General features: G+C 71.2%; 19 protein-coding genes and 1 tRNA gene. 17 read left to right on the top strand and 3 right to left on the bottom strand.

Annotated elements, in window-relative coordinates; all coding sequences use genetic code 11:
- Nucleotides 1-109 precede the first annotated feature (109 nt).
- From ACFZAT_RS25760 to ACFZAT_RS25745, 4 genes are all read left to right on the top strand, one after another.
- Nucleotides 110-2,185, top strand: a complete 2,076-nt coding sequence (locus ACFZAT_RS25760; protein WP_391267549.1) for a TerD family protein — start codon at nucleotides 110-112, stop codon at nucleotides 2,183-2,185.
- A gap of 92 nt (nucleotides 2,186-2,277) precedes the next feature.
- A complete protein-coding gene (locus tag ACFZAT_RS25755; RefSeq protein ID WP_391267548.1) occupies nucleotides 2,278-2,898 on the top strand; it encodes an HhH-GPD-type base excision DNA repair protein in 621 nt (206 codons plus the stop codon).
- 69 nt (nucleotides 2,899-2,967) lie between these two features.
- Nucleotides 2,968-3,264 carry a type II toxin-antitoxin system VapB family antitoxin gene (locus ACFZAT_RS25750; protein ID WP_003955420.1) on the top strand — a complete coding sequence of 99 codons (297 nt, stop codon included), beginning with the start codon at nucleotides 2,968-2,970 and terminating at the stop codon, nucleotides 3,262-3,264.
- A gap of 131 nt (nucleotides 3,265-3,395) precedes the next feature.
- Nucleotides 3,396-3,992: a LytR C-terminal domain-containing protein gene (locus ACFZAT_RS25745; RefSeq protein ID WP_391267746.1), complete on the top strand. Its 597-nt coding sequence runs from the start codon at nucleotides 3,396-3,398 to the stop codon at nucleotides 3,990-3,992.
- A gap of 44 nt (nucleotides 3,993-4,036) precedes the next feature.
- On the opposite strand, the gene upp is transcribed toward ACFZAT_RS25745, so the two are convergent.
- Nucleotides 4,037-4,672 carry a uracil phosphoribosyltransferase gene (upp, locus tag ACFZAT_RS25740; RefSeq protein WP_391267546.1) on the bottom strand — a complete coding sequence of 212 codons (636 nt, stop codon included), beginning with the start codon at nucleotides 4,670-4,672 and terminating at the stop codon, nucleotides 4,037-4,039.
- 116 nt (nucleotides 4,673-4,788) lie between these two features.
- On the opposite strand from upp, the gene ACFZAT_RS25735 reads away from it, so the two are divergent.
- The 5 genes from ACFZAT_RS25735 (at nucleotide 4,789) to ACFZAT_RS25715 (ending at nucleotide 7,452) form a co-directional block, all read left to right on the top strand.
- Nucleotides 4,789-5,034 (top strand): hypothetical protein, encoded by a 246-nt coding sequence (locus tag ACFZAT_RS25735; RefSeq protein WP_391267545.1) that lies wholly within the window; start codon nucleotides 4,789-4,791, stop codon nucleotides 5,032-5,034.
- A gap of 191 nt (nucleotides 5,035-5,225) precedes the next feature.
- Nucleotides 5,226-5,780, top strand: a complete 555-nt coding sequence (locus ACFZAT_RS25730) for a hypothetical protein (RefSeq protein ID WP_391267542.1) — start codon at nucleotides 5,226-5,228, stop codon at nucleotides 5,778-5,780.
- Between the two features lie 171 nt (nucleotides 5,781-5,951).
- Nucleotides 5,952-6,449 carry a tRNA adenosine(34) deaminase TadA gene (gene tadA, locus ACFZAT_RS25725; RefSeq protein WP_391267540.1) on the top strand — a complete coding sequence of 166 codons (498 nt, stop codon included), beginning with the start codon at nucleotides 5,952-5,954 and terminating at the stop codon, nucleotides 6,447-6,449.
- A gap of 77 nt (nucleotides 6,450-6,526) precedes the next feature.
- Nucleotides 6,527-6,614 (top strand) — tRNA-Ser (locus tag ACFZAT_RS25720).
- 175 nt (nucleotides 6,615-6,789) lie between these two features.
- Nucleotides 6,790-7,452, top strand: a complete 663-nt coding sequence (locus ACFZAT_RS25715) for an rRNA methyltransferase (protein ID WP_391267537.1) — start codon at nucleotides 6,790-6,792, stop codon at nucleotides 7,450-7,452.
- Nucleotides 7,453-7,462: 10 nt separating this feature from the next.
- On the opposite strand, the gene ACFZAT_RS25710 is transcribed toward ACFZAT_RS25715, so the two are convergent.
- Nucleotides 7,463-7,957 carry a TrmH family RNA methyltransferase gene (locus tag ACFZAT_RS25710; protein ID WP_391267535.1) on the bottom strand — a complete coding sequence of 165 codons (495 nt, stop codon included), beginning with the start codon at nucleotides 7,955-7,957 and terminating at the stop codon, nucleotides 7,463-7,465.
- Between the two features lie 99 nt (nucleotides 7,958-8,056).
- Between ACFZAT_RS25710 and ACFZAT_RS25705 the strand changes: the two genes are divergently transcribed.
- From ACFZAT_RS25705 to ACFZAT_RS25685, 5 genes are all read left to right on the top strand, one after another.
- Entirely contained in the window at nucleotides 8,057-9,250 is a 1,194-nt protein-coding gene (locus ACFZAT_RS25705; protein WP_391267533.1) for a DUF371 domain-containing protein, read from the top strand.
- Nucleotides 9,251-9,592: 342 nt separating this feature from the next.
- Entirely contained in the window at nucleotides 9,593-9,757 is a 165-nt protein-coding gene (locus tag ACFZAT_RS25700; protein ID WP_018101786.1) for a hypothetical protein, read from the top strand.
- A 9-nt stretch (nucleotides 9,758-9,766) separates the two neighbouring features.
- Nucleotides 9,767-10,060, top strand: a complete 294-nt coding sequence (locus ACFZAT_RS25695) for a Dabb family protein (RefSeq protein ID WP_018101787.1) — start codon at nucleotides 9,767-9,769, stop codon at nucleotides 10,058-10,060.
- 251 nt (nucleotides 10,061-10,311) lie between these two features.
- Entirely contained in the window at nucleotides 10,312-11,199 is an 888-nt protein-coding gene (locus ACFZAT_RS25690; protein WP_391267531.1) for a SigB/SigF/SigG family RNA polymerase sigma factor, read from the top strand.
- A 234-nt stretch (nucleotides 11,200-11,433) separates the two neighbouring features.
- Nucleotides 11,434-12,300, top strand: a complete 867-nt coding sequence (locus ACFZAT_RS25685; protein ID WP_391267530.1) for a SigB/SigF/SigG family RNA polymerase sigma factor — start codon at nucleotides 11,434-11,436, stop codon at nucleotides 12,298-12,300.
- A 153-nt stretch (nucleotides 12,301-12,453) separates the two neighbouring features.
- On the opposite strand, the gene ACFZAT_RS25680 is transcribed toward ACFZAT_RS25685, so the two are convergent.
- Complete coding sequence (locus ACFZAT_RS25680) at nucleotides 12,454-12,666, bottom strand: hypothetical protein (RefSeq protein WP_391267528.1); 213 nt, start codon at nucleotides 12,664-12,666, stop codon at nucleotides 12,454-12,456.
- Nucleotides 12,667-12,915: 249 nt separating this feature from the next.
- Here ACFZAT_RS25680 and ACFZAT_RS25675 point away from each other — a divergent pair, with 249 nt between their 5' ends.
- The 3 genes from ACFZAT_RS25675 to ACFZAT_RS25665 all read left to right on the top strand — a co-directional run bounded on the left by ACFZAT_RS25675 (nucleotide 12,916) and on the right by ACFZAT_RS25665 (nucleotide 16,984).
- Entirely contained in the window at nucleotides 12,916-13,437 is a 522-nt protein-coding gene (locus ACFZAT_RS25675; protein ID WP_391267526.1) for a MarR family transcriptional regulator, read from the top strand.
- A 23-nt stretch (nucleotides 13,438-13,460) separates the two neighbouring features.
- On the top strand, nucleotides 13,461-15,953 hold the full coding sequence (locus tag ACFZAT_RS25670) for an MFS transporter (protein WP_391267524.1): 2,493 nt from the start codon (nucleotides 13,461-13,463) through the stop codon (nucleotides 15,951-15,953).
- Between the two features lie 212 nt (nucleotides 15,954-16,165).
- Nucleotides 16,166-16,984: a YceI family protein gene (locus ACFZAT_RS25665; protein WP_391267523.1), complete on the top strand. Its 819-nt coding sequence runs from the start codon at nucleotides 16,166-16,168 to the stop codon at nucleotides 16,982-16,984.
- Nucleotides 16,985-17,000: the final 16 nt, after the last annotated feature.

Here is a 17,000-nt window from a genome sequence, read left to right as displayed (position 1 = left end):
ATACGGGCGATACGGTTCTCCCGTGTGCGGCGAGTTGCGCTGTGTCACGGAACCACCTGCTGCCGTTGCCTGGGCGCGACCCGACGCGGCCGCGCGTCTGGGGGACTGCATGCGTGAGATGACCAAGGGTGCCAACGTCGGGCTGGCGGACCTCAGCGACGATGCCGGCACGGTCATCGCGAGTCTGAGCTGGAGCAGCACCGCCGGGGACGGTGACGCGGACGTCTCCGTGCTCCTGCTGGACGCCGGCGGAAAGGTCCGCGGCGACGCCGACTTCTTCTACTACAACAACCCTTCCGCGGCCGACGGCAGCGTGCACCTGCTGGGCAAGACGCCGACGGATGGCGGCAGCGAGGACCGCATCAGCCTCGACCTGACCGCCGTCCCCGAGGACGTGGAGCGCCTGGTCGTCGCCGCGAGCCGGTACGGCGGCTCCCGCTTCGGCGATCTGGACGACCTGCGGATGACCGTCGCCGACCGGTCCGGCGAGGTGCTGCTCGGCTTCTCGATCGGCGACGCGTCCGTGGAGAGCGCCTTCATCTTCGGCGAGCTGTACCGGCGCGGTACGGAGTGGAAGTACCGGGCCGTCGGCCAGGGTTACGAGACCGGGCTCGCCGGCCTCGCCACGGACTTCGGCATCGACGTGGACGACGAGGGCGAGAACGAGGCGGCGGACGCGATTGCGGACCCGGGTGACGGGGGAGGCGCCGCGACCGCCGTCGGGTCCGCCGGTGCCGCCCAGCCGCTCCCCGCCGTTCCCGCGCAGCCCGGCCCGAAAACCGCGGCGGCCGAAGAGCAGCCGGCCGCCCCCGCGCCCAAGCGGCCCCGCGCCCGTACGGCGAAGAAGAAGGTGACCCTGCCCGCCGTCGCCACGAAGTCGCTCGCCGAGAACGACTCCTGGCGGGCCGCACGGCTCTTCCCCGCCTCGAACCTCAAGAGCGACAAGGAGCGCGAGGTCCGGGCGACCTCCGTGCTGCTGTCCGTGATGGCGCAGGTGCCGGAGTTCGGCCGTCGGCTGACCGCGGCCTTCGGGGCCCCCGCCGGGCGCATGCAGACCTTCACCGAGGTCTCCCTCCCGCACGGCGAGACCCCGAAACGTCCCGACGGGGTGATCCGGGTCGAGCGAGCGGGAAAGCTGTGGACCGCGCTCGTGGAGACGAAGACCAACGGGAACGCGCTGAGGTCGGAGCAGGTCCAGAACTACATGGACATCGCCGCCCGCCGCGGCTACGAGGCGGTGATCACGCTCTCCAACGACGTGGCGCTGGAGGGCAGCCCGCTGGTCGAGGTCAAGACCGACGGGCGGCGCAAGCACAAGGTGGCCCTGTGGCACCTGTCGTGGGCAGAGGTGGCGCACCAGGCCCAGATGCTCATCCGGCACGAGGGCGTCGGCAACGCCGCCCACGCGTGGCTCCTCCAGGAACTGCTGCACTACCTCCAGCACGAGAACTCCGGCTGCCACGGCTTCCAGAACATGGGCCCCTCCTGGGTGCCCGTGCGCAACGGCATCGACGAGGAGACGCTCAGCCAGGGCGACCCGCGCGCCGTGGAGGTCGTGGAGAGCTGGGAGCGGCTCATCCGCCAGGTCTGCCTGCGGATCGGCGGCGAGCTCGGGCAGAAGGCCCTGCCCGTCCAGCGCACCCAGCGCGGCACCACCGCCCTCTCCCGGCGCGCGGCGCACGCCGACCGGCTCTGCGAGGAGGGGCGGCTCGCCGCCGAACTGCGGGTGGACGGCTCGCCCGGCACCATCACGATCGTCGCCGACCTGCGCACCGGGAAGCTGCGTACCTCGGTGGAGATCCCGGTGCCCGAGGGGGCCTATCCGCTGACGTCGGCCAAGCGCCTGATGCGGCAGCTCGCCGAGGCACCCGCCGACCTGCACGTCGAGACGCTGGTCGAGGGCCAGAGCGGCCCGCGGGGCACCCTGGAACGCCTGCGTCCGGAGCCGGGCGACGTCCTTCCCCGCGACGGCAGCCGGATCACCGGGTTCCGGCTCTCCCTCTTCAAGAGCATGGGCGCCACGCGGGGCAACGCCGAGACCGGGTTCATCCGCAGCGTCGACAACGCCGTGGACCGCTTTCACTCGCACGTGATCGCGCACCTCGCGCAGGCCGAGCGCCGCACCCGCCGCACGCCGTCCCCGGAGCCGGAAAGCGCCCCGGTCCCGGCGCCCGCGGGGGCCTGAGCCGGCCCCGCTGACCGGCAAACGGCTGCAAACCGCTCGCTCGGCGGTGGTTGTGCTGGCCGTCGCCCCCGGCGCTCGCCATGATGCCGCCCATGACCAAGAGCGACGATGGCCGAGACATCACCCTCCGGATCGCCCAGGAGCCGGCGGCGGACGAGCTTCTCGCACGCAGTCCGCTCGCCGCCCTGGTGGGCATGCTGCTCGACCAGCAGGTGCCCATGGAGTGGGCCTTCGCGGGCCCGCACGCCCTGGCGCAGCGCATGGGCAAGGACGATCTGGACGCCCATGAGATCGCCGCGTACGACCCGGAGGCGTTCACCGGACTGTTCACCGCCAAACCCGCGCTGCACCGCTATCCGGGCTCGATGGCCAAGCGGGTGCAGCAGCTGTGCCAGTTCCTGGTGGCCCAGTACGACGGCGAGGCGGCCGCCGTGTGGAACGACGCCGCGACCGGGGCGGAGCTGCGCCGCCGGCTCAACGCCCTGCCCGGATTCGGCACGCAGAAGGCGCAGATCTTCCTCGCGCTCCTCGGCAAGCAGTTCGGGGTCCGGCCGCCGGGCTGGCGGGAGGCGGCGGGGCCGTACGGGGAGGAGGGCTCGCACCGCTCCGTCGCGGACATCACCGGGCCCGAGTCACTGGCCGAGGTGCGCGCCTACAAGCAGGAGGCGAAGCAGGCGGCGAAGGCCGCGAAAGCCGCGGCGAAGGGCAAGTGAGCCTTCTTGTACGCCGCGTGGTGGCAATCGTGGCTGCGCCCGGTGGCTCTTGACCGGTAGGCTTTCCGTGTGATCTTCAAGCGCATCGGAAATGGGCGGCCTTATCCCGACCACGGCCGGGAAAGCACCCGGCAGTGGGCGGACGTCGCGCCGCGCCCGGTCCGCCTCGACCAGCTCGTCACCACCAAGGGCCAGCTGGACCTCGAAACCCTGCTCGCCGAGGACTCCACGTTCTACGGCGACCTCTTCGCGCACGTCGTGAAGTGGCAGGGCGACCTCTACCTGGAGGACGGACTGCACCGCGCGGTCCGTGCCGCGCTCCAGCAGCGCCAGGTGCTGCACGCCCGCGTACTCGAACTGGGCTGACGCCTCGGAGCCCGTACGGGGTTCGTTCGGGTGTTTTCCCACCCGGACGGGTGCGATCCATTGATCATTTAGTAGGCATCATCACCGGGTCGCACTACGCTGCGCCCATGAGCATGCTCACTCCCCCCGGCATGGGCGGAAAGTACCGCATCACGGGTGACAAGTACCCCCGCATGCGTCGCCCCCGCCGCCGCAGCAAAGTGGTCCTCGCGACCATCGCCTCCGTGGTCGCCCTCGGGCTGGCCGGATGGGGCACCCTGCAGCTCATCGATGTCTTCACGGGCGGCGACAAGACGGCCAGCGCCGCCGACCGGAACGAGCGCTGCCCGTCCCCGAAGGCGTCGAAACCCGCCAAGGTGCTGCCGCAGCCCGCGAAGATCACGGTCAACGTCTACAACGCGACCACGCGCGGCGGTCTCGCCAAGGCGGCCGCCGACGAGCTGAAGAAGCGCGGGTTCAAGATCGGCGAGGTGGGGAACGCCACCGCCGCGTACGACAAGAAGGTGCCGGGTACGGGCCTTCTGCTCGGCGCCCCGGCCGCCGCCGACGGCACGTTCCCGGTGCTGGGCGCCCAGCTGCCCGGGGCGACGACGAAGACCGACGCCCGCAAGAACGGGGAGGTCGATCTGATCATCGGCAAGAAGTTCACCGCGTTCAGCAAGCCGCAGGCCGCCGCCTCCGCGCTGTCCGCGCTGACGAAGCCCGCCCCGGCGCCCTCCTCCTGCTGACTGCGGAGGCCGGCGCCGGGGCGGGGACGTTCGGTGAGGAGTGCCTAGTCGGCGGTGCCGTACATGCGGTCGCCCGCGTCGCCGAGGCCCGGCACGATGTAGCCGTTCTCGTTGAGCCGCTCGTCGACCGAGGCGGTGACCACGGTGACCGGCGTCCCGGCGAGCTCGCGCTCCATGACCTCGACGCCCTCGGGGGCGGCGAGGAGCACGACCGCGGTGACGTCGTCGGCGCCGCGCCTGATCAGCTCCTGGATGGCCGCGACGAGCGTGCCGCCGGTGGCCAGCATCGGGTCGAGCACATAGACCTGGCGGCCCGAGAGGTCGTCGGGCATCCGGCTCGCGTACGTGGACGCCTTGAGCGTCTCCTCGTCGCGGATCATGCCCAGGAAGCCCACCTCGGCGGTCGGCAGCAGCCGGACCATGCCGTCGAGCATGCCGAGACCGGCCCGCAGGATCGGGACGACCAGGGGGCGGGGGTACGACAGCTTCACGCCGGTGGTGGGTGTCACCGGGGTCTCGATGTCGACCTGTTCGGTGCGCACATCGCGGGTGGCCTCGTACGCGAGCAGGGTCACCAGCTCGTCGGCGAGGCGCCGGAAGGTCGGGGAGTCGGTGCGCTTGTCGCGCAGGGTGGTGAGTTTGTGCGCGACCAGCGGGTGGTCGACGACGTGGATCCGCATGACTCCCAGCGTAGCCGCGCCTCCCGTACCCGTGCGCTGGCATCATCCACACGTTCGGGGGGAAGGTGGTGGCATACGGACCCAGCGACGCAGCCAGCCTTGGGGGTGAAGAGCCGATGGCCGACGGGGCACGGAGCGCCGATGACCCGAGGAACGCGCGGAACCCCCGGAGCACACCGGACACCCCCGACGCACCGGACTCCCCCGACGCACCTGAGACCGACGCACAGCGCCGGCGGCGGCGCGCCCAGTTCCTCCGCGAGCTCCACGAGGCGAAGGCGCTGCGCGACCGGGTCCAGCCGCGGCGGGTCAAAGCCGCCCGAATGCGCCAGGCCATGCGGATGCGTACGTTCCGCTGGTAGCCCCACGGCCTGCGGAAAAGCCGCTGGTGACGGTGGTGGAGAGAACTGATGGCCGACTCAACCGTCGAACTGCTCTCGCGAAGCGCCGGTTTCTGTCACGATGCCGAATGGGCGGGACGCAGGGCAGCCGGAGCACCGACTGCTCCCCGCCCGGACCGGCCCTTGGCCCCGAGACCAGTGGGAGAGTCACGGTGTACTTCGCCGCACTGCTCGCGCGCACCGAAGACGGGTGGGAAGCGAGCGACACGGAGCTCGACGATGTGGAGACCCTGTCCGACCTGACGGATCTGGCCCGTGACGCCTCGGTTGACGAGGACACGGTGCTCGTGTTCATCGAACAGGAGGACGCCTGGTTCGGCGTCGTCCGGGTGGACGGTGAGGAGGACCCCCGGATCTACGTCTCGGACGCCTCCGCCGCCGCCCGCTCCTCGTACGGGGAGATCCTGCTCACCGACGAACTGCTCGGCCGCGAACCAGGGGCCGAGGACACGATCGCCGCCCTGGAGGAGCTCGTCGGCCTCGACGGCACCGAGGACGGCGAGCCCGAGACCACCACCGACAACAACGACGACGAGGACGACGACGGGCCCTCCGCGGGCGTCGTCCCGGCCGGCCCGATCGGCGACTCCGGGGTCCTGTCCGACCTCGGGCTCCCCGAGGCCGAGCTGCTGATGCTGCGGACGGACGCCCTGGCGGAGATCGCGGACGCGCTGGGAGCGGCCGAGGTGCTGGAGACCGTCCGCTAGGGTCTTTCCTCTGGATCAGGCCGGATCAGGGAGCGGGCTGTGGTGCCGTGCATCGCAAGGCGGAGGATTGAATCAACGCGGAGCGTTGGTGATTGACGACAACGCCGCGAGGCGCGGTGCCACAGCCCGCGAGCCCGGCATGGTCCAAAGGAAAGGCGCTGGGGTCCGCGGGTGACCGAAGCATCCCGTCCGCACGCCCCGGACCTGCCCGATCCCGTACGGGACCCGTGGCGGGCGGTGATGCGCCGCGCCCTGGCCGAGGCCGACCGCGCGGCGGCGACCGGTGACGTACCGGTCGGCGCCGTCGTCCTCGGCCCGGACGGCACACCGCTGGGCGCCGGGCACAACGAACGCGAGGCGACCGGCGACCCGACCGCGCACGCCGAGGTCCTGGCGCTGCGCCGGGCCGCCGCGGCGCTCGGTGAGTGGCGCCTGTCCGGCTGCACCCTGGTGGTCACCCTGGAGCCCTGCACGATGTGCGCGGGCGCCCTGGTGCAGGCCCGGGTGGACCGGGTGGTCTACGGCGCCCGGGACGAGAAGGCCGGGGCCGCCGGTTCGCTCTGGGACGTCGTACGCGACCGCCGCCTCAACCACCGCCCCGAGGTGGTCGCCGGGGTCCTGGAGGCCGAGTGCGCGGCCCCGCTGACGGCCTTCTTCCGGGACCGCTGACCTGGCGGGGCCGGGGCGCGGGGCACCGCCCCGTAACGGATTTCGGCGTACGGCCAACATGGTCTAAGCTCTCTCTCGGTAGCGTGTCCGAGCGGCCGAAGGAGCTCGCCTCGAAAGCGAGTGTGGGGAAACTCACCGAGGGTTCAAATCCCTCCGCTACCGCCAGCGAGAACCGCCCCCGAACCGTGTGAACGGATCGGGGGCGGTTTTGCGTGTGCCCGCGCCCGGTGCCGGTTGGTCATCGCGCCCCGCGCTGGGGGATCATGCCGGGGGCGGCGGGACGCCCGCCGGGGCCGGCCACCGCCGGTCGGGCAGCCGAGAGAAGAAAGCACTGGCCGTTATGCAGATCGTGCGGGGCAAGAAGCTCGAAAAGGCCGCCGAGGGTGAATTCGAGCGGCTGGTCCAGGAGAGTTCCCGGGTCGTTGTCGATGTCGGTACGGGCGACGCCCGGGCGTCCTATCGCATCGCCAAGGAGAATCCGGACTGGCTGGTCGTCGGCGTGGACCCGGCCTGGCAGCGGATGACGCAGACGAGCATTCGCAGCCGCCGCAAACCCGCCAAGGGCGGCGTACCCAATCTGCTGCTCGTGAACGCGTCGATCGAGAATGCCCCGGAGGAGCTGCGGGGTGCCGCCGATGAATTGCTGGTCCTGATGCCGTGGGGGAAATTGCTGCACGGTCTCGTGCGCGGCGACGAGGACATCTGGAGCGGCCTTCGTACCGTCGCCAAGCCGAATGCGCCGCTCACGGCGACGGTCGGCACCAGCATTTGGCGGGAGCCGGTGCCGCGCGACATCCAGGGGCTTCCCGAGCTGACCCCTTCGTACGTCGAAGAGGTGCTCACCGGAAAGGCGCTCGCCGCCGGCTGGAAGGTCACCGGCTTCCAGCTCACGAAGGCCGACGAGACCGCCGCCGTCTCGTCCTCGTGGGCGCGCAGGCTGGACTCGGACAGCACCGAGGTCATCGCGACCCTGACGGCGGTCACGGCCGGGCCGGAGGAGTGAGCCCTGCGGGTCAGCCCGTCGGGAACTGCCTGCAGTACTCGTACATGGCCATGGCGCCGGCCGTGGCGACATTGTAGCTGTGCGGGGAACCCCAGACCGGGATCTCCACGCACTCGTCCACACACGCGAGCTCGTCCTCCTTGAGGCCGGTCCGCTCGTTTCCGAGGACGATGACCGACTTACGGGGGAAGCTGATCTCGTGCAGGCTCTTCGAATGGGTGGCCTGTTCGAGCGCGATGATGGTGTAACCGTCCTCGCGCATCTTCTTCAGCACCGGCGGAAGGCTCCGGCGCATTTCGATCTCGACGTTGTCGGCACCGTCGCGCGCGATCTTCGGATCGAGTTTCACATTGCCGCAGGCGATGATCCGTTCCACTCCGCAGCACCCCGCCGTCCGCACCACGCTGGACAGATTCACGCGGCTGCGGAACGCCGAGCACGCGATGACGAGCTCGCGATCACGGAGCAGAGGGGTGCCCGGCTTATGGCGGAGGTGTTCGAACATGCCGGGAAGTCTACTGGGCCCCGGCCGACCGGCTCCGCGCACGCGGGCGCGGACTAGCATGACCGGTCCGGACAACGCACCTAGGGCCTGGAGAAGGCAATGAAGATCCACGCCAGGGGGCACGCACACGTCCGCGCGACCCACGCCAAGACCCTGGAGTTCACCGGCGAGCGGGAGATCACGCCCCGCGCCACCTGCGTCGTGGGGGTGGCCGCCGCCTTCGACGAGGAGGATCTGGCCCTCCTGCGCGGCCCCGTCGCCGTCCGCCTCGCGGCCGGGCCCCATGCCGCCACCGGCACCGCCGTGGTCAACCCGCACCACGAGGTGACCGACCGTCTCGTGCTCCGGCGCAGCGAGCACGCCTCACCGGACACCTTCGCCTTCCGCAGCACCCTGGTGGCGAGCGACCTCGACCCGGACTTCGTGGCGGCGCTGGGAGACCCGGCGACCGAGGTCACCCTGACGCTCACCGAGACCGGGCCGCGCCGGCCGCTGATCCTCGTCCACGGCCGCGGCCTGCCGACACCGGAGGGGCGTCCGGGGCTGCTGTGGCGCGCGGCGGACGCCTCGGTGGACCTGGACGCGGCGCGCGTCCCGGACGAGGCGCGCGCGGCCCTCGCGGACGGCGGGGTGATCGCCGCGTCCGTCTCCGGCGCACTGGAGGGCGTCTCGCAGGCGGCCGGGGCGTGGCTGGCCGATGCGGCGGCTCAGGGGGCCCGGTTCGAGGTGACGGGCGACGCGACCGGGACCGTACCGGCGCTGCTCGCGGCGGGCCTGCCGGTCGCACCGGCGGTCCACCTGGGCCGGACCGACCGCCGGGCGCTCGCGGCCCCGGCGCAGGCGGAGCTGTTGCGGACCGCTCCGGCACCCGTGGTGTTCCGGGCGTCCGCCGCCGATCTCGGCGTGCTCGCGGAGGTGCTGGCCGGGTCCGCCGAGGACCGCCGGATCGCGGTGCCGGACGGGCATGCCGATCTCGGGCACGGGGTGACGTGGCTGCCGCTCTCCGAGGCGGTCGCGGCCGTCGGGGGCGCGGAGGACGAGCGGGTGTACGTGCTGGCACCGCCGGAGCGCGCGGCGTGGAACGTGGACCTGCGGCCGCTGCTCCCGCTGCTGGTGGAGCAGGGGGTCACCGCGCGCACCCTCAGCACGGTGCTCCGGCCGTTCGGGATCAGCCGGCGGGACCTTTACGACGCGTTGGGCGATGCGCCGGCTTCCCTCAGCGCGGGCCCGGAAAACCGGAGCGCGGGCCCGCGAAACAAGGGCTCGCGGGACAAGGGGCGCGAGAAGAAGTAGGAGGAGGGGGAAGCGGCATCGGGGGGATGTGCCGCTTCCCCCGGTCACGGGGCCTGCCGCTCCTCGCCGCGGTCGGGGGGAGGCCGCGGCTGGGTCCCCGGCAGGGGTCCCGCTCCCGGCCCCTCGGAGTCCGAGGGGCTCACCTTCCATCCTGCCTCGCCGGGGCCCCCTCGCGGGCGGACCAAGGGCCCCGATGCGCGGGACGTTGGTCCCTGGCCCCCCGGGGCCGCGGGCACGGCCTGTGACGGAAACGACCGGCGGATCCGAGCATGCGTGTGGATAGACTCGCCCGACCGCACAGGGGATCGAAACCGCAGGGGATCGAAGGGGAGTCAGGGGCTGATGGTGCAAGCGAAGAAGATAGCTCTCTACGTGATTGTCGTCTTCGTGCTCTACACGATCATCAACTCCCCCGCCCGGGCCGCGGACCTGGTGCAAGTAGGGTTCGAGGGCATCGCGGACGCCGCGCAGGGCGTCGGCGACTTCATGTCCGAGCTCGTCAACTAGGGGTACCGCGTGATCCGCCATCTGGTCCTGTTCAAGCTGAACGACGGCGTCGAGCGGGACGACCCGAGGGTCGTCGCGGGTGCGGAGGCGTTCCGCGCGCTGGAGGGGACCATCCCGGAGCTGGAGTTCTGGGAGTGCGCCTGGAACATCACCGACCGGCCGATCGCGTACGACTTCGCCATCAACTCGGCGGTCGCGGACGAGGCCGCGCTGAAGCGTTACATCGAGCACCCGGACCATCAGGCGGCCGCCGGTCAGTGGCGTGAATTCGCCACCTGGGTGATCGCCGACTACCCGTTCTGACGCCTTCGGCCCTGCGAGCCCCTCACCGCGACGGTGAGGGGCTTTTCTTTGTCCCAGGCCCGATGGACGCCCGGCGCGGGTTTTAAACCCGGGGAAGGTCAACACGGCGCTATGGGGTGCTTGCACATAGTGGTCATGTCTTGTGATGCTATGACCGCTTTTGACGGACGGATTGACCGAAGTTGACCGCAAACCGTAGTTGTTGACCGCGAAGGGGTGGCGTCATCGTGCCGGCCAGTACAGCGCCTCAAGTGCCGCCCCAGATCCACCAAGTGGCACCGGCCGCCCCGCCCGCCGAGCCGTCCGCCCTGCCACCGGGCCAGGTGCAGACGACGGTCCACGAGACCCCGGACGAGACGGCCACCCCCGCCCGGTCGCGGACCGCCGACACCAGGGCGCTCACCCAGGTGCTCTTCGGGCAGCTCAAGAACCTGGAGCCGGGCACCGCGGAGCACGACCGGGTCCGCACCGCGCTGATCGAGGCCAACCTCCCGCTCGTGCGGTACGCCGCCGCGCGGTTCCGCAGCCGGAACGAGCCGATGGAGGACGTCGTCCAGGTCGGCACCATCGGGCTGATCAACGCGATCGACCGCTTCGACCCCGAACGCGGCGTCCAGTTCCCGACGTTCGCGATGCCCACCGTGGTCGGCGAGATCAAGCGGTACTTCCGGGACAATGTGCGCACCGTCCACGTCCCCCGCCGGCTGCACGAGCTCTGGGTGCAGGTGACCGGCGCCACCGAGGACCTGACGACCGCTCACGGCCGCTCGCCCACCACCGCGGAGATCGCCGAGCGCCTGAAGATCTCCGAGGACGAGGTGCTGGCCTGCATCGAGGCCGGGCGCTCGTACCACGCGACCTCCCTGGAGGCCGCCCAGGAGGGCGACGGACTCCCCGGCCTCCTCGACCGGCTCGGCTACGAGGACCCGGCCCTCGCCGGCGTCGAGCACCGGGACCTGGTCCGGCACCTCCTCGTACAACTGCCCGAGCGGGAGCAGCGGATCCTGATGCTGCGGTACTACAGCAATCTGACGCAGTCCCAGATCAGTGCCGAACTGGGCGTCTCCCAGATGCATGTGTCAAGACTCCTGGCCCGGAGTTTCGCCAGACTCCGATCCGCAAACAGGATCGAGGCGTAACCGAAACGGGTAGACCGTTCCCGGGGCGTTCCCCCGGGGCCAAAAGCCTCACACCCCTTGTTAACTGCGCAGACTCCCCCTGGACTTGTCGACAAGTCACTACAGCGTGTTGCCGACATGTGACATTCTGCGGGAAGTGAGTTTGCCGCAGCCCCGCCTCCGGTATTCAGGTGGAGGCTGCGTTCCTCCGATGGTCGTGGCCACCGCGACCGTCCGCGACCTCAAGGGGGTGGCATGTCCGAAGAACAGGGCAGCTCGAAGGTGCTCACGCTCGACAAGAGCGAGCCCGCACCCGTTGCGCTCACCAGCTCGCCGGAAGCCATCGACACCCGCACGCTCTCCCGCTCCCTGTTCCTGCGGCTCGCCGCGCTGGGCCCCGCCCCGGGTCCCGGCGGAACCGACAGCCCGGAGCGTGCCTATGTGCGGGACACACTCATCGAGCTCAACCTGCCCCTCGTGCGGTACGCGGCGGCGCGGTTCCGGAGCCGTAACGAACCGATGGAGGACATCGTCCAGGTCGGCACCATCGGCCTGATCAAGGCGATCGACCGCTTCGACTGCGAGCGGGGTGTCGAGTTCCCGACGTTCGCGATGCCGACCGTCGTGGGCGAGATCAAGCGGTTCTTCCGGGACACCTCGTGGTCGGTGCGGGTGCCGCGCCGGCTCCAGGAGCTGCGGCTCGCCCTCACCCGGACCAGCGACGAGCTCGCGCAGAAGCTGGACCGCTCGCCGACCGTCCCGGAGCTGGCCCGGGCGCTCGGGGTCACCGAGGAGGAGGTGGTCGACGGTCTGGCCGTGGGCAACGCCTACACCGCCTCGTCGCTGGACTCCCCCGCCCCCGAGGACGACGGCGGCGAGGGCTCGCTGGCCGACCGGCTGGGTTACGAGGACACGGCGCTGGAAGGCGTCGAGTACCGCGAATCGCTCAAGCCGCTGCTGGCCAAGCTCCCGCCGCGCGAGCGCCAGATCATCATGCTGCGGTTCTTCGCCAACATGACCCAGTCGCAGATCGGCGAGGAGGTCGGCATCTCGCAGATGCACGTCTCCCGCCTGCTGACACGTACGCTCGCCCAGCTCAGGGAAGGGCTCATCGCGGACTGAGTCCGCACCCGCCTCACCACCGGCCGCCGGGGCTCCCTCGGCGGCCGGCGCGCGTTCCCGTACGGCGGCGGCCGAAAACCGGAGCGCCGCCCCTCGCGGTATGAGCGGGGGCGGCGCGAAAACGGATGCGGAAGGGGACGCGTAACGGGTCCGTCAGCCGAGCGCGAGCCAGGCGACCGCGCCGAGCACGATGACCACCGCGACGATCCCGGCGATCAGTCCGGTCCTCGGACCGGAGGAGGCGGCGGCGGGCTGCTGCGCGCGCTGCGGCTCGCCCTCGTCGACGAAGGCGCGGAACATCTGGGTGCTGCCGGCCGGGTCGTGGGAGCCCTCGGGACCCTGCGGTGCGTGGGGATTGTGTGCCATGTCGCAGGACCCTAGCGAACTCGGGCCAACGGCCCAACCCCCGGGCGCCGCCCGCCGATCCACGGCCGGTGTGGCGCGTAACACATCACGCCCTCCACTACCGCAGACACTGCGGGTTTGACCAGGACCAGGCGCAGCCTTTTGCGTTCCTTTACTCCCGCAAGCCCCTTTTCGTTTGCCTGCAGCAACCAACGGCTTCTATGGTTGCCCTAAGCAACAAGATGACCGGTGAGATTGTCTGGGGGTCCCGTGGCCGCACGGAGTCAGTACGAAGAACTGGCCCGGCAGCTGAGTGCCATCGGGGCCGTCAAACGAGGTCTCGCCCGCATCCTGCCCGCCGAGTGCCCCGGTGGTTCCGCCGCCGTGCTGACTCTGCTGAGCCGGCACGGGGAGATGCGGATCAGCCGGCTGGCCGAGCTCCTCGCGGTCGACATGTCGGTGACCAGCCGGCACGTCGCCCACGTGGCGGAACGGGGCTGGATCGAACGGTTCCCGGACCCGGCGGACAAGCGCTCCCGCATCCTGCGGCTGACCCCCGCGGGAGAAGGGGTGCTGGAGGACCTCTACCGCCGGTCGACCGAGATGTTCGCCTGCCATCTTCAGGATTGGTCCGACGCCGAGGTCGGACAGCTCAACACGTTGCTGGCCCGGCTGCGCGACAGCTTCTCCTGTCGCGGCACCGGAGGGTGCGCCCCCGGAAAGCACAGCGGCGAATGCCGCTCCCGCCAGGCCGACAGCCACGACGGCTCGTACACCCGTACACCCGCGTAACAGAAGCAAAGACAAGGACTTACATGGCTACGACCACACCAACCGGTGTGCGGGGCGGCCACGCCAAGCACGGGGGCCACGACGCCTCCGACGGCACGCCGATGACACACCGGCAGATCATGGAGGCACTTGCCGGGCTGCTGCTCGGCATGTTCGTCGCGATCCTGTCGTCCACCGTCGTCTCCAACGCCCTTCCCGAGATCATCTCGGACCTGGGCGGTGGGCAGAGCGCCTACACCTGGGTCGTCACCGCCTCGCTGCTGGCGATGACCGCGACCACCCCCCTCTGGGGCAAGCTCTCCGACCTGTTCAGCAAGAAGCTGCTGGTCCAGATAGCCCTGGTCATCTACGTCGCCGGATCGGTCGTCGCCGGTCTCTCGACCAGCTCGGGCATGCTGATCGCCTGCCGTGTGGTGCAGGGCATCGGCGTCGGCGGTCTCTCCGCCCTCGCCCAGATCGTGATGGCCGCCATGATCGCCCCGCGCGAGCGCGGCCGTTACAGCGGCTACATCGGCGCGGTCTTCGCCGTCGCCACCGTCGGCGGCCCGCTGCTCGGCGGTGTCATCACCGACACCAGCTGGATGGGCTGGCGCTGGTGCTTCTACGTGGGTGTGCCGTTCGCGGTCATCGCCCTGATCGTGCTCCAGAAGACCCTGAAGCTCCCCGTCGTGAAGCGCGAGGTCAAGGTCGACTGGACCGGCGCCTTCTTCATCAGCGCCGCCGTCTCGCTGCTCCTCCTGTGGGTGACGTTCGCGGGCGACAAGTACGACTGGATGTCCTGGCAGACCGGCGCGATGCTCGCGGGCTCCCTGGTCCTCGCGCTGCTGTTCGTCTTCACCGAGTCCCGCGCCAGCGAACCGATCATCCCGCTGCGGCTCTTCCGCAACCGGACCATCACGCTGGCCTCGCTCGCCTCGCTGTTCGTCGGTGTCGCGATGTTCGCCGGCACCGTCTTCTTCAGCCAGTACTTCCAGCTGGCGCGCGGCAAGTCGCCGACGATGTCCGGTGTCATGACGATCCCGATGATCGGCGGGCTGTTCCTCTCCTCGACGATCTCCGGCCAGGTCATCACCCGCACCGGCCGCTGGAAGGCATGGCTCGTCACCGGTGGCTTCCTGGTGACCGCGGGCCTCGGCCTGCTCGGCACGATCCGCTACGACACGACGTACTGGCACATCGCGGTCTTCATGTTCCTGATGGGTCTCGGCATCGGCATGATGATGCAGAACCTGGTGCTCGCCACGCAGAACCAGGTGGACCCGAAGGACCTCGGTTCGGCCAGCTCCGTCGTCACCTTCTTCCGTTCCCTCGGTGGTGCGATCGGCGTCTCGGCGCTGGGCGCCGTCATGGCGAACCGCGTCACCCATTACGTGAAGGAGGGCCTGGCGGACCTCGGCCCGCAGGGCGCGGCCCTGGGCCACGGCGGCACCGGCGGCGGGGGCATCCCCGACCTGGACAAGCTGCCCGCCCCGTTCCGTACGGTCATGGAGGCCGCCTACGGGCACGGCGTCGGTGACGTCTTCCTGTACGCCGCTCCGGCCGCGCTGCTCGCCTTCCTGATCACGCTGTTCATCAAGGAGGTCGCGCTGAAGACGCGGGCCGGCAACGACGCCCCGGCGCAGGCCGACGCTCCCGCCGAGGCCCCGGCCGACAACACCGTCACCGAGGCGGTCGCCGAGGGCGCCGCCGGAGTCACCGCGGTCGACACGGTGGCGGCTCCCGCCGAGGCCCCCGTGGACTTCGCCGAGGGCGGTACCCCCGTCCGCGGTGTGGTCCGGGGCGCCGAGGGCGCGCCCGTGGCCCGGGCGGCCGTCACGCTGATCTCGCTCGGCGGCCGGCAGCTGGGCATCGCCGCCGCGCAGGCCGACGGAAGTTACGCGCTGGCCGCGCCGGGCGCCGGTTCGTACGTCCTGATCGCGTCCGCCGACGGCTTCCAGCCGCAGGCGTCCACCGTGGTCGTCGGCGACGAGCCGCTGGCGTACGACATCCTGCTCTCCGGTACGAGCGGCCTGGCCGGCACCGTGCGCGCCGCCGAGGGCGGCATGCCGGTCGCGGACGCCATGGTCATCGTCACCGATGTGCGCGGCGATGTCCTGGCCACCGGCAAGTCCGCCGAGACGGGCGACTTCACCTTCGGCGAGCTGGTCCCCGGCGCGGTGACCGTCGCGGTCAACGCGGCCGGCTTCCGCCCGCTGGCCCTGCCCGTCGAGATCGGCGGCCAGGGGGTCACCCGGGTCGACGCCGCGCTCCGGGCCGGTGCGCTGGTCCAGGGCGTCGTGCGGGCCGGTGCGAGCCGCCGCCCGCTGCCCGACGCCCGGGTCACGCTGGTCGACGCGGCCGGCAACGTGATCGCCAACTCGACGACCGGGGAGGACGGGGCGTACGCCTTCGCCGACCTGGACGCGGGCGAGTACACGGTCATCGCAACCGGCTACCCGCCGGTGGCCGGTGCCCTGACGGTGGCCGGTCACGGGGTCGACGGCCACGACATCGAACTCGTCCACCCGGGCGAGTAACCCGACGGGTACGGGGTAGACCCCCGGCCCGCATCAGAACCCCTGCGGGGGCGGCGCTTTTCGAGCGGAGGCGCCGCACCGGCCGGTGGAAATGGGCCCCGGCGGCGGGGACGGCAGGCAGGGGACGGCCTGCCGTCCCCGCCCCGGGGCCCGACTCATTGAATGACCCGGTCCGGTGGACGGACGGGTCATGAGCAAGGAGAGAGAACGGGATGGGACTTCGCGCACAGGTACGGACGCGGGACGGCTGGGCCGTGCAGCACGCGGTCGTGACGGTCACCGACATGACCGGCACCCAGGTGCTGCGTGCCGCCGCCGACGAGTCCGGGGCGGTACGGGCCGACACCCCGCTGTCCGCGGGCGCGTACACGGTGATCGTGACGGCGGTCGGATACGCCCCCGCCGCCTCCACCGCCCTCGTCACGGCGAGCGGCACGGTCGAGGCGGGCACGGTGGTGCTCAACCGCCAGGGCGGCGTGGAACTGCCCCCGCCGGGCGCCTGGTCGCTGGACCCGGCGCACTCCTCGGTGGGCGCGGTCGCGCAGCACCTGGGGATCTCCAGCGTGCACGGCCGGTTCACCGACTTCGGCGGGCGCATCGAGATCTCCGAAGACCTCCAGAGCTCCCGCGTCGAGGCGGTCATCGACGCGGCGAGCATCGACACCGGCAACGGCATGCGGGACAAGCACCTGCGCTCCCCCGACTTCCTGGACACCGACCGGTTCCCCGAGATCACCTACCGCTCCAGCGGGCTGACCCCGGCCGGGCCCGACCGCTGGACCGTGCACGGCGAGCTGACGATGCGCGGCGTGCGGCGGCCCGTCGACCTCGACCTGAGCTACCTCGGCACCGGCCCCGACCCGTGGGGCGGGGTGCGCGCGGCGTTCCACGCGACGGCCGAACTGCGCCGCGAGGACTTCGCCATGAACTACAACCAGGTCGTCCAGGCGGGCATCGCGGCGATCGGCACCACGCTCCGCGTCGAGCTGGACATCCAGGCCGTGCAGGGCGATTCCCTGCCCGCCGTCTGACGGCTTCCCGCCGTAG

The sequence above is a fragment of the Streptomyces sp. NPDC008163 genome (assembly GCF_042956885.1).
Taxonomy (GTDB): domain Bacteria; phylum Actinomycetota; class Actinomycetes; order Streptomycetales; family Streptomycetaceae; genus Streptomyces; species Streptomyces drozdowiczii_A.
The sequence above is the reverse complement of the archived record's forward strand: the minus strand, read 5'-3'. Positions and strand labels throughout refer to the sequence as shown.

What these genes read in the sequence shown, in the direction of transcription:
- upp (WP_391267546.1), bottom strand. Translation starts at nt 4,672, where the DNA reads ATGCGGATCCACGTCGTCGACCACCCGCTGGTCGCGCACAAACTCACC.
- ACFZAT_RS25710 (WP_391267535.1), bottom strand. Translation starts at nt 7,957, where the DNA reads ATGTTCGAACACCTCCGCCATAAGCCGGGCACCCCTCTGCTCCGTGAT.
- ACFZAT_RS25735 (WP_391267545.1), top strand. Translation starts at nt 4,789, where the DNA reads ATGGCCGACGGGGCACGGAGCGCCGATGACCCGAGGAACGCGCGGAAC.
- ACFZAT_RS25760 (WP_391267549.1), top strand. Translation starts at nt 110, where the DNA reads ATGCGTGAGATGACCAAGGGTGCCAACGTCGGGCTGGCGGACCTCAGC.
- ACFZAT_RS25745 (WP_391267746.1), top strand. Translation starts at nt 3,396, where the DNA reads ATGGGCGGAAAGTACCGCATCACGGGTGACAAGTACCCCCGCATGCGT.
- ACFZAT_RS25700 (WP_018101786.1), top strand. Translation starts at nt 9,593, where the DNA reads ATGGTGCAAGCGAAGAAGATAGCTCTCTACGTGATTGTCGTCTTCGTG.
- ACFZAT_RS25670 (WP_391267524.1), top strand. Translation starts at nt 13,461, where the DNA reads ATGGCTACGACCACACCAACCGGTGTGCGGGGCGGCCACGCCAAGCAC.
- ACFZAT_RS25665 (WP_391267523.1), top strand. Translation starts at nt 16,166, where the DNA reads ATGGGACTTCGCGCACAGGTACGGACGCGGGACGGCTGGGCCGTGCAG.
- ACFZAT_RS25680 (WP_391267528.1), bottom strand. Translation starts at nt 12,666, where the DNA reads ATGGCACACAATCCCCACGCACCGCAGGGTCCCGAGGGCTCCCACGAC.
- ACFZAT_RS25715 (WP_391267537.1), top strand. Translation starts at nt 6,790, where the DNA reads ATGCAGATCGTGCGGGGCAAGAAGCTCGAAAAGGCCGCCGAGGGTGAA.
- ACFZAT_RS25705 (WP_391267533.1), top strand. Translation starts at nt 8,057, where the DNA reads ATGAAGATCCACGCCAGGGGGCACGCACACGTCCGCGCGACCCACGCC.
- ACFZAT_RS25685 (WP_391267530.1), top strand. Translation starts at nt 11,434, where the DNA reads ATGTCCGAAGAACAGGGCAGCTCGAAGGTGCTCACGCTCGACAAGAGC.
- ACFZAT_RS25755 (WP_391267548.1), top strand. Translation starts at nt 2,278, where the DNA reads ATGACCAAGAGCGACGATGGCCGAGACATCACCCTCCGGATCGCCCAG.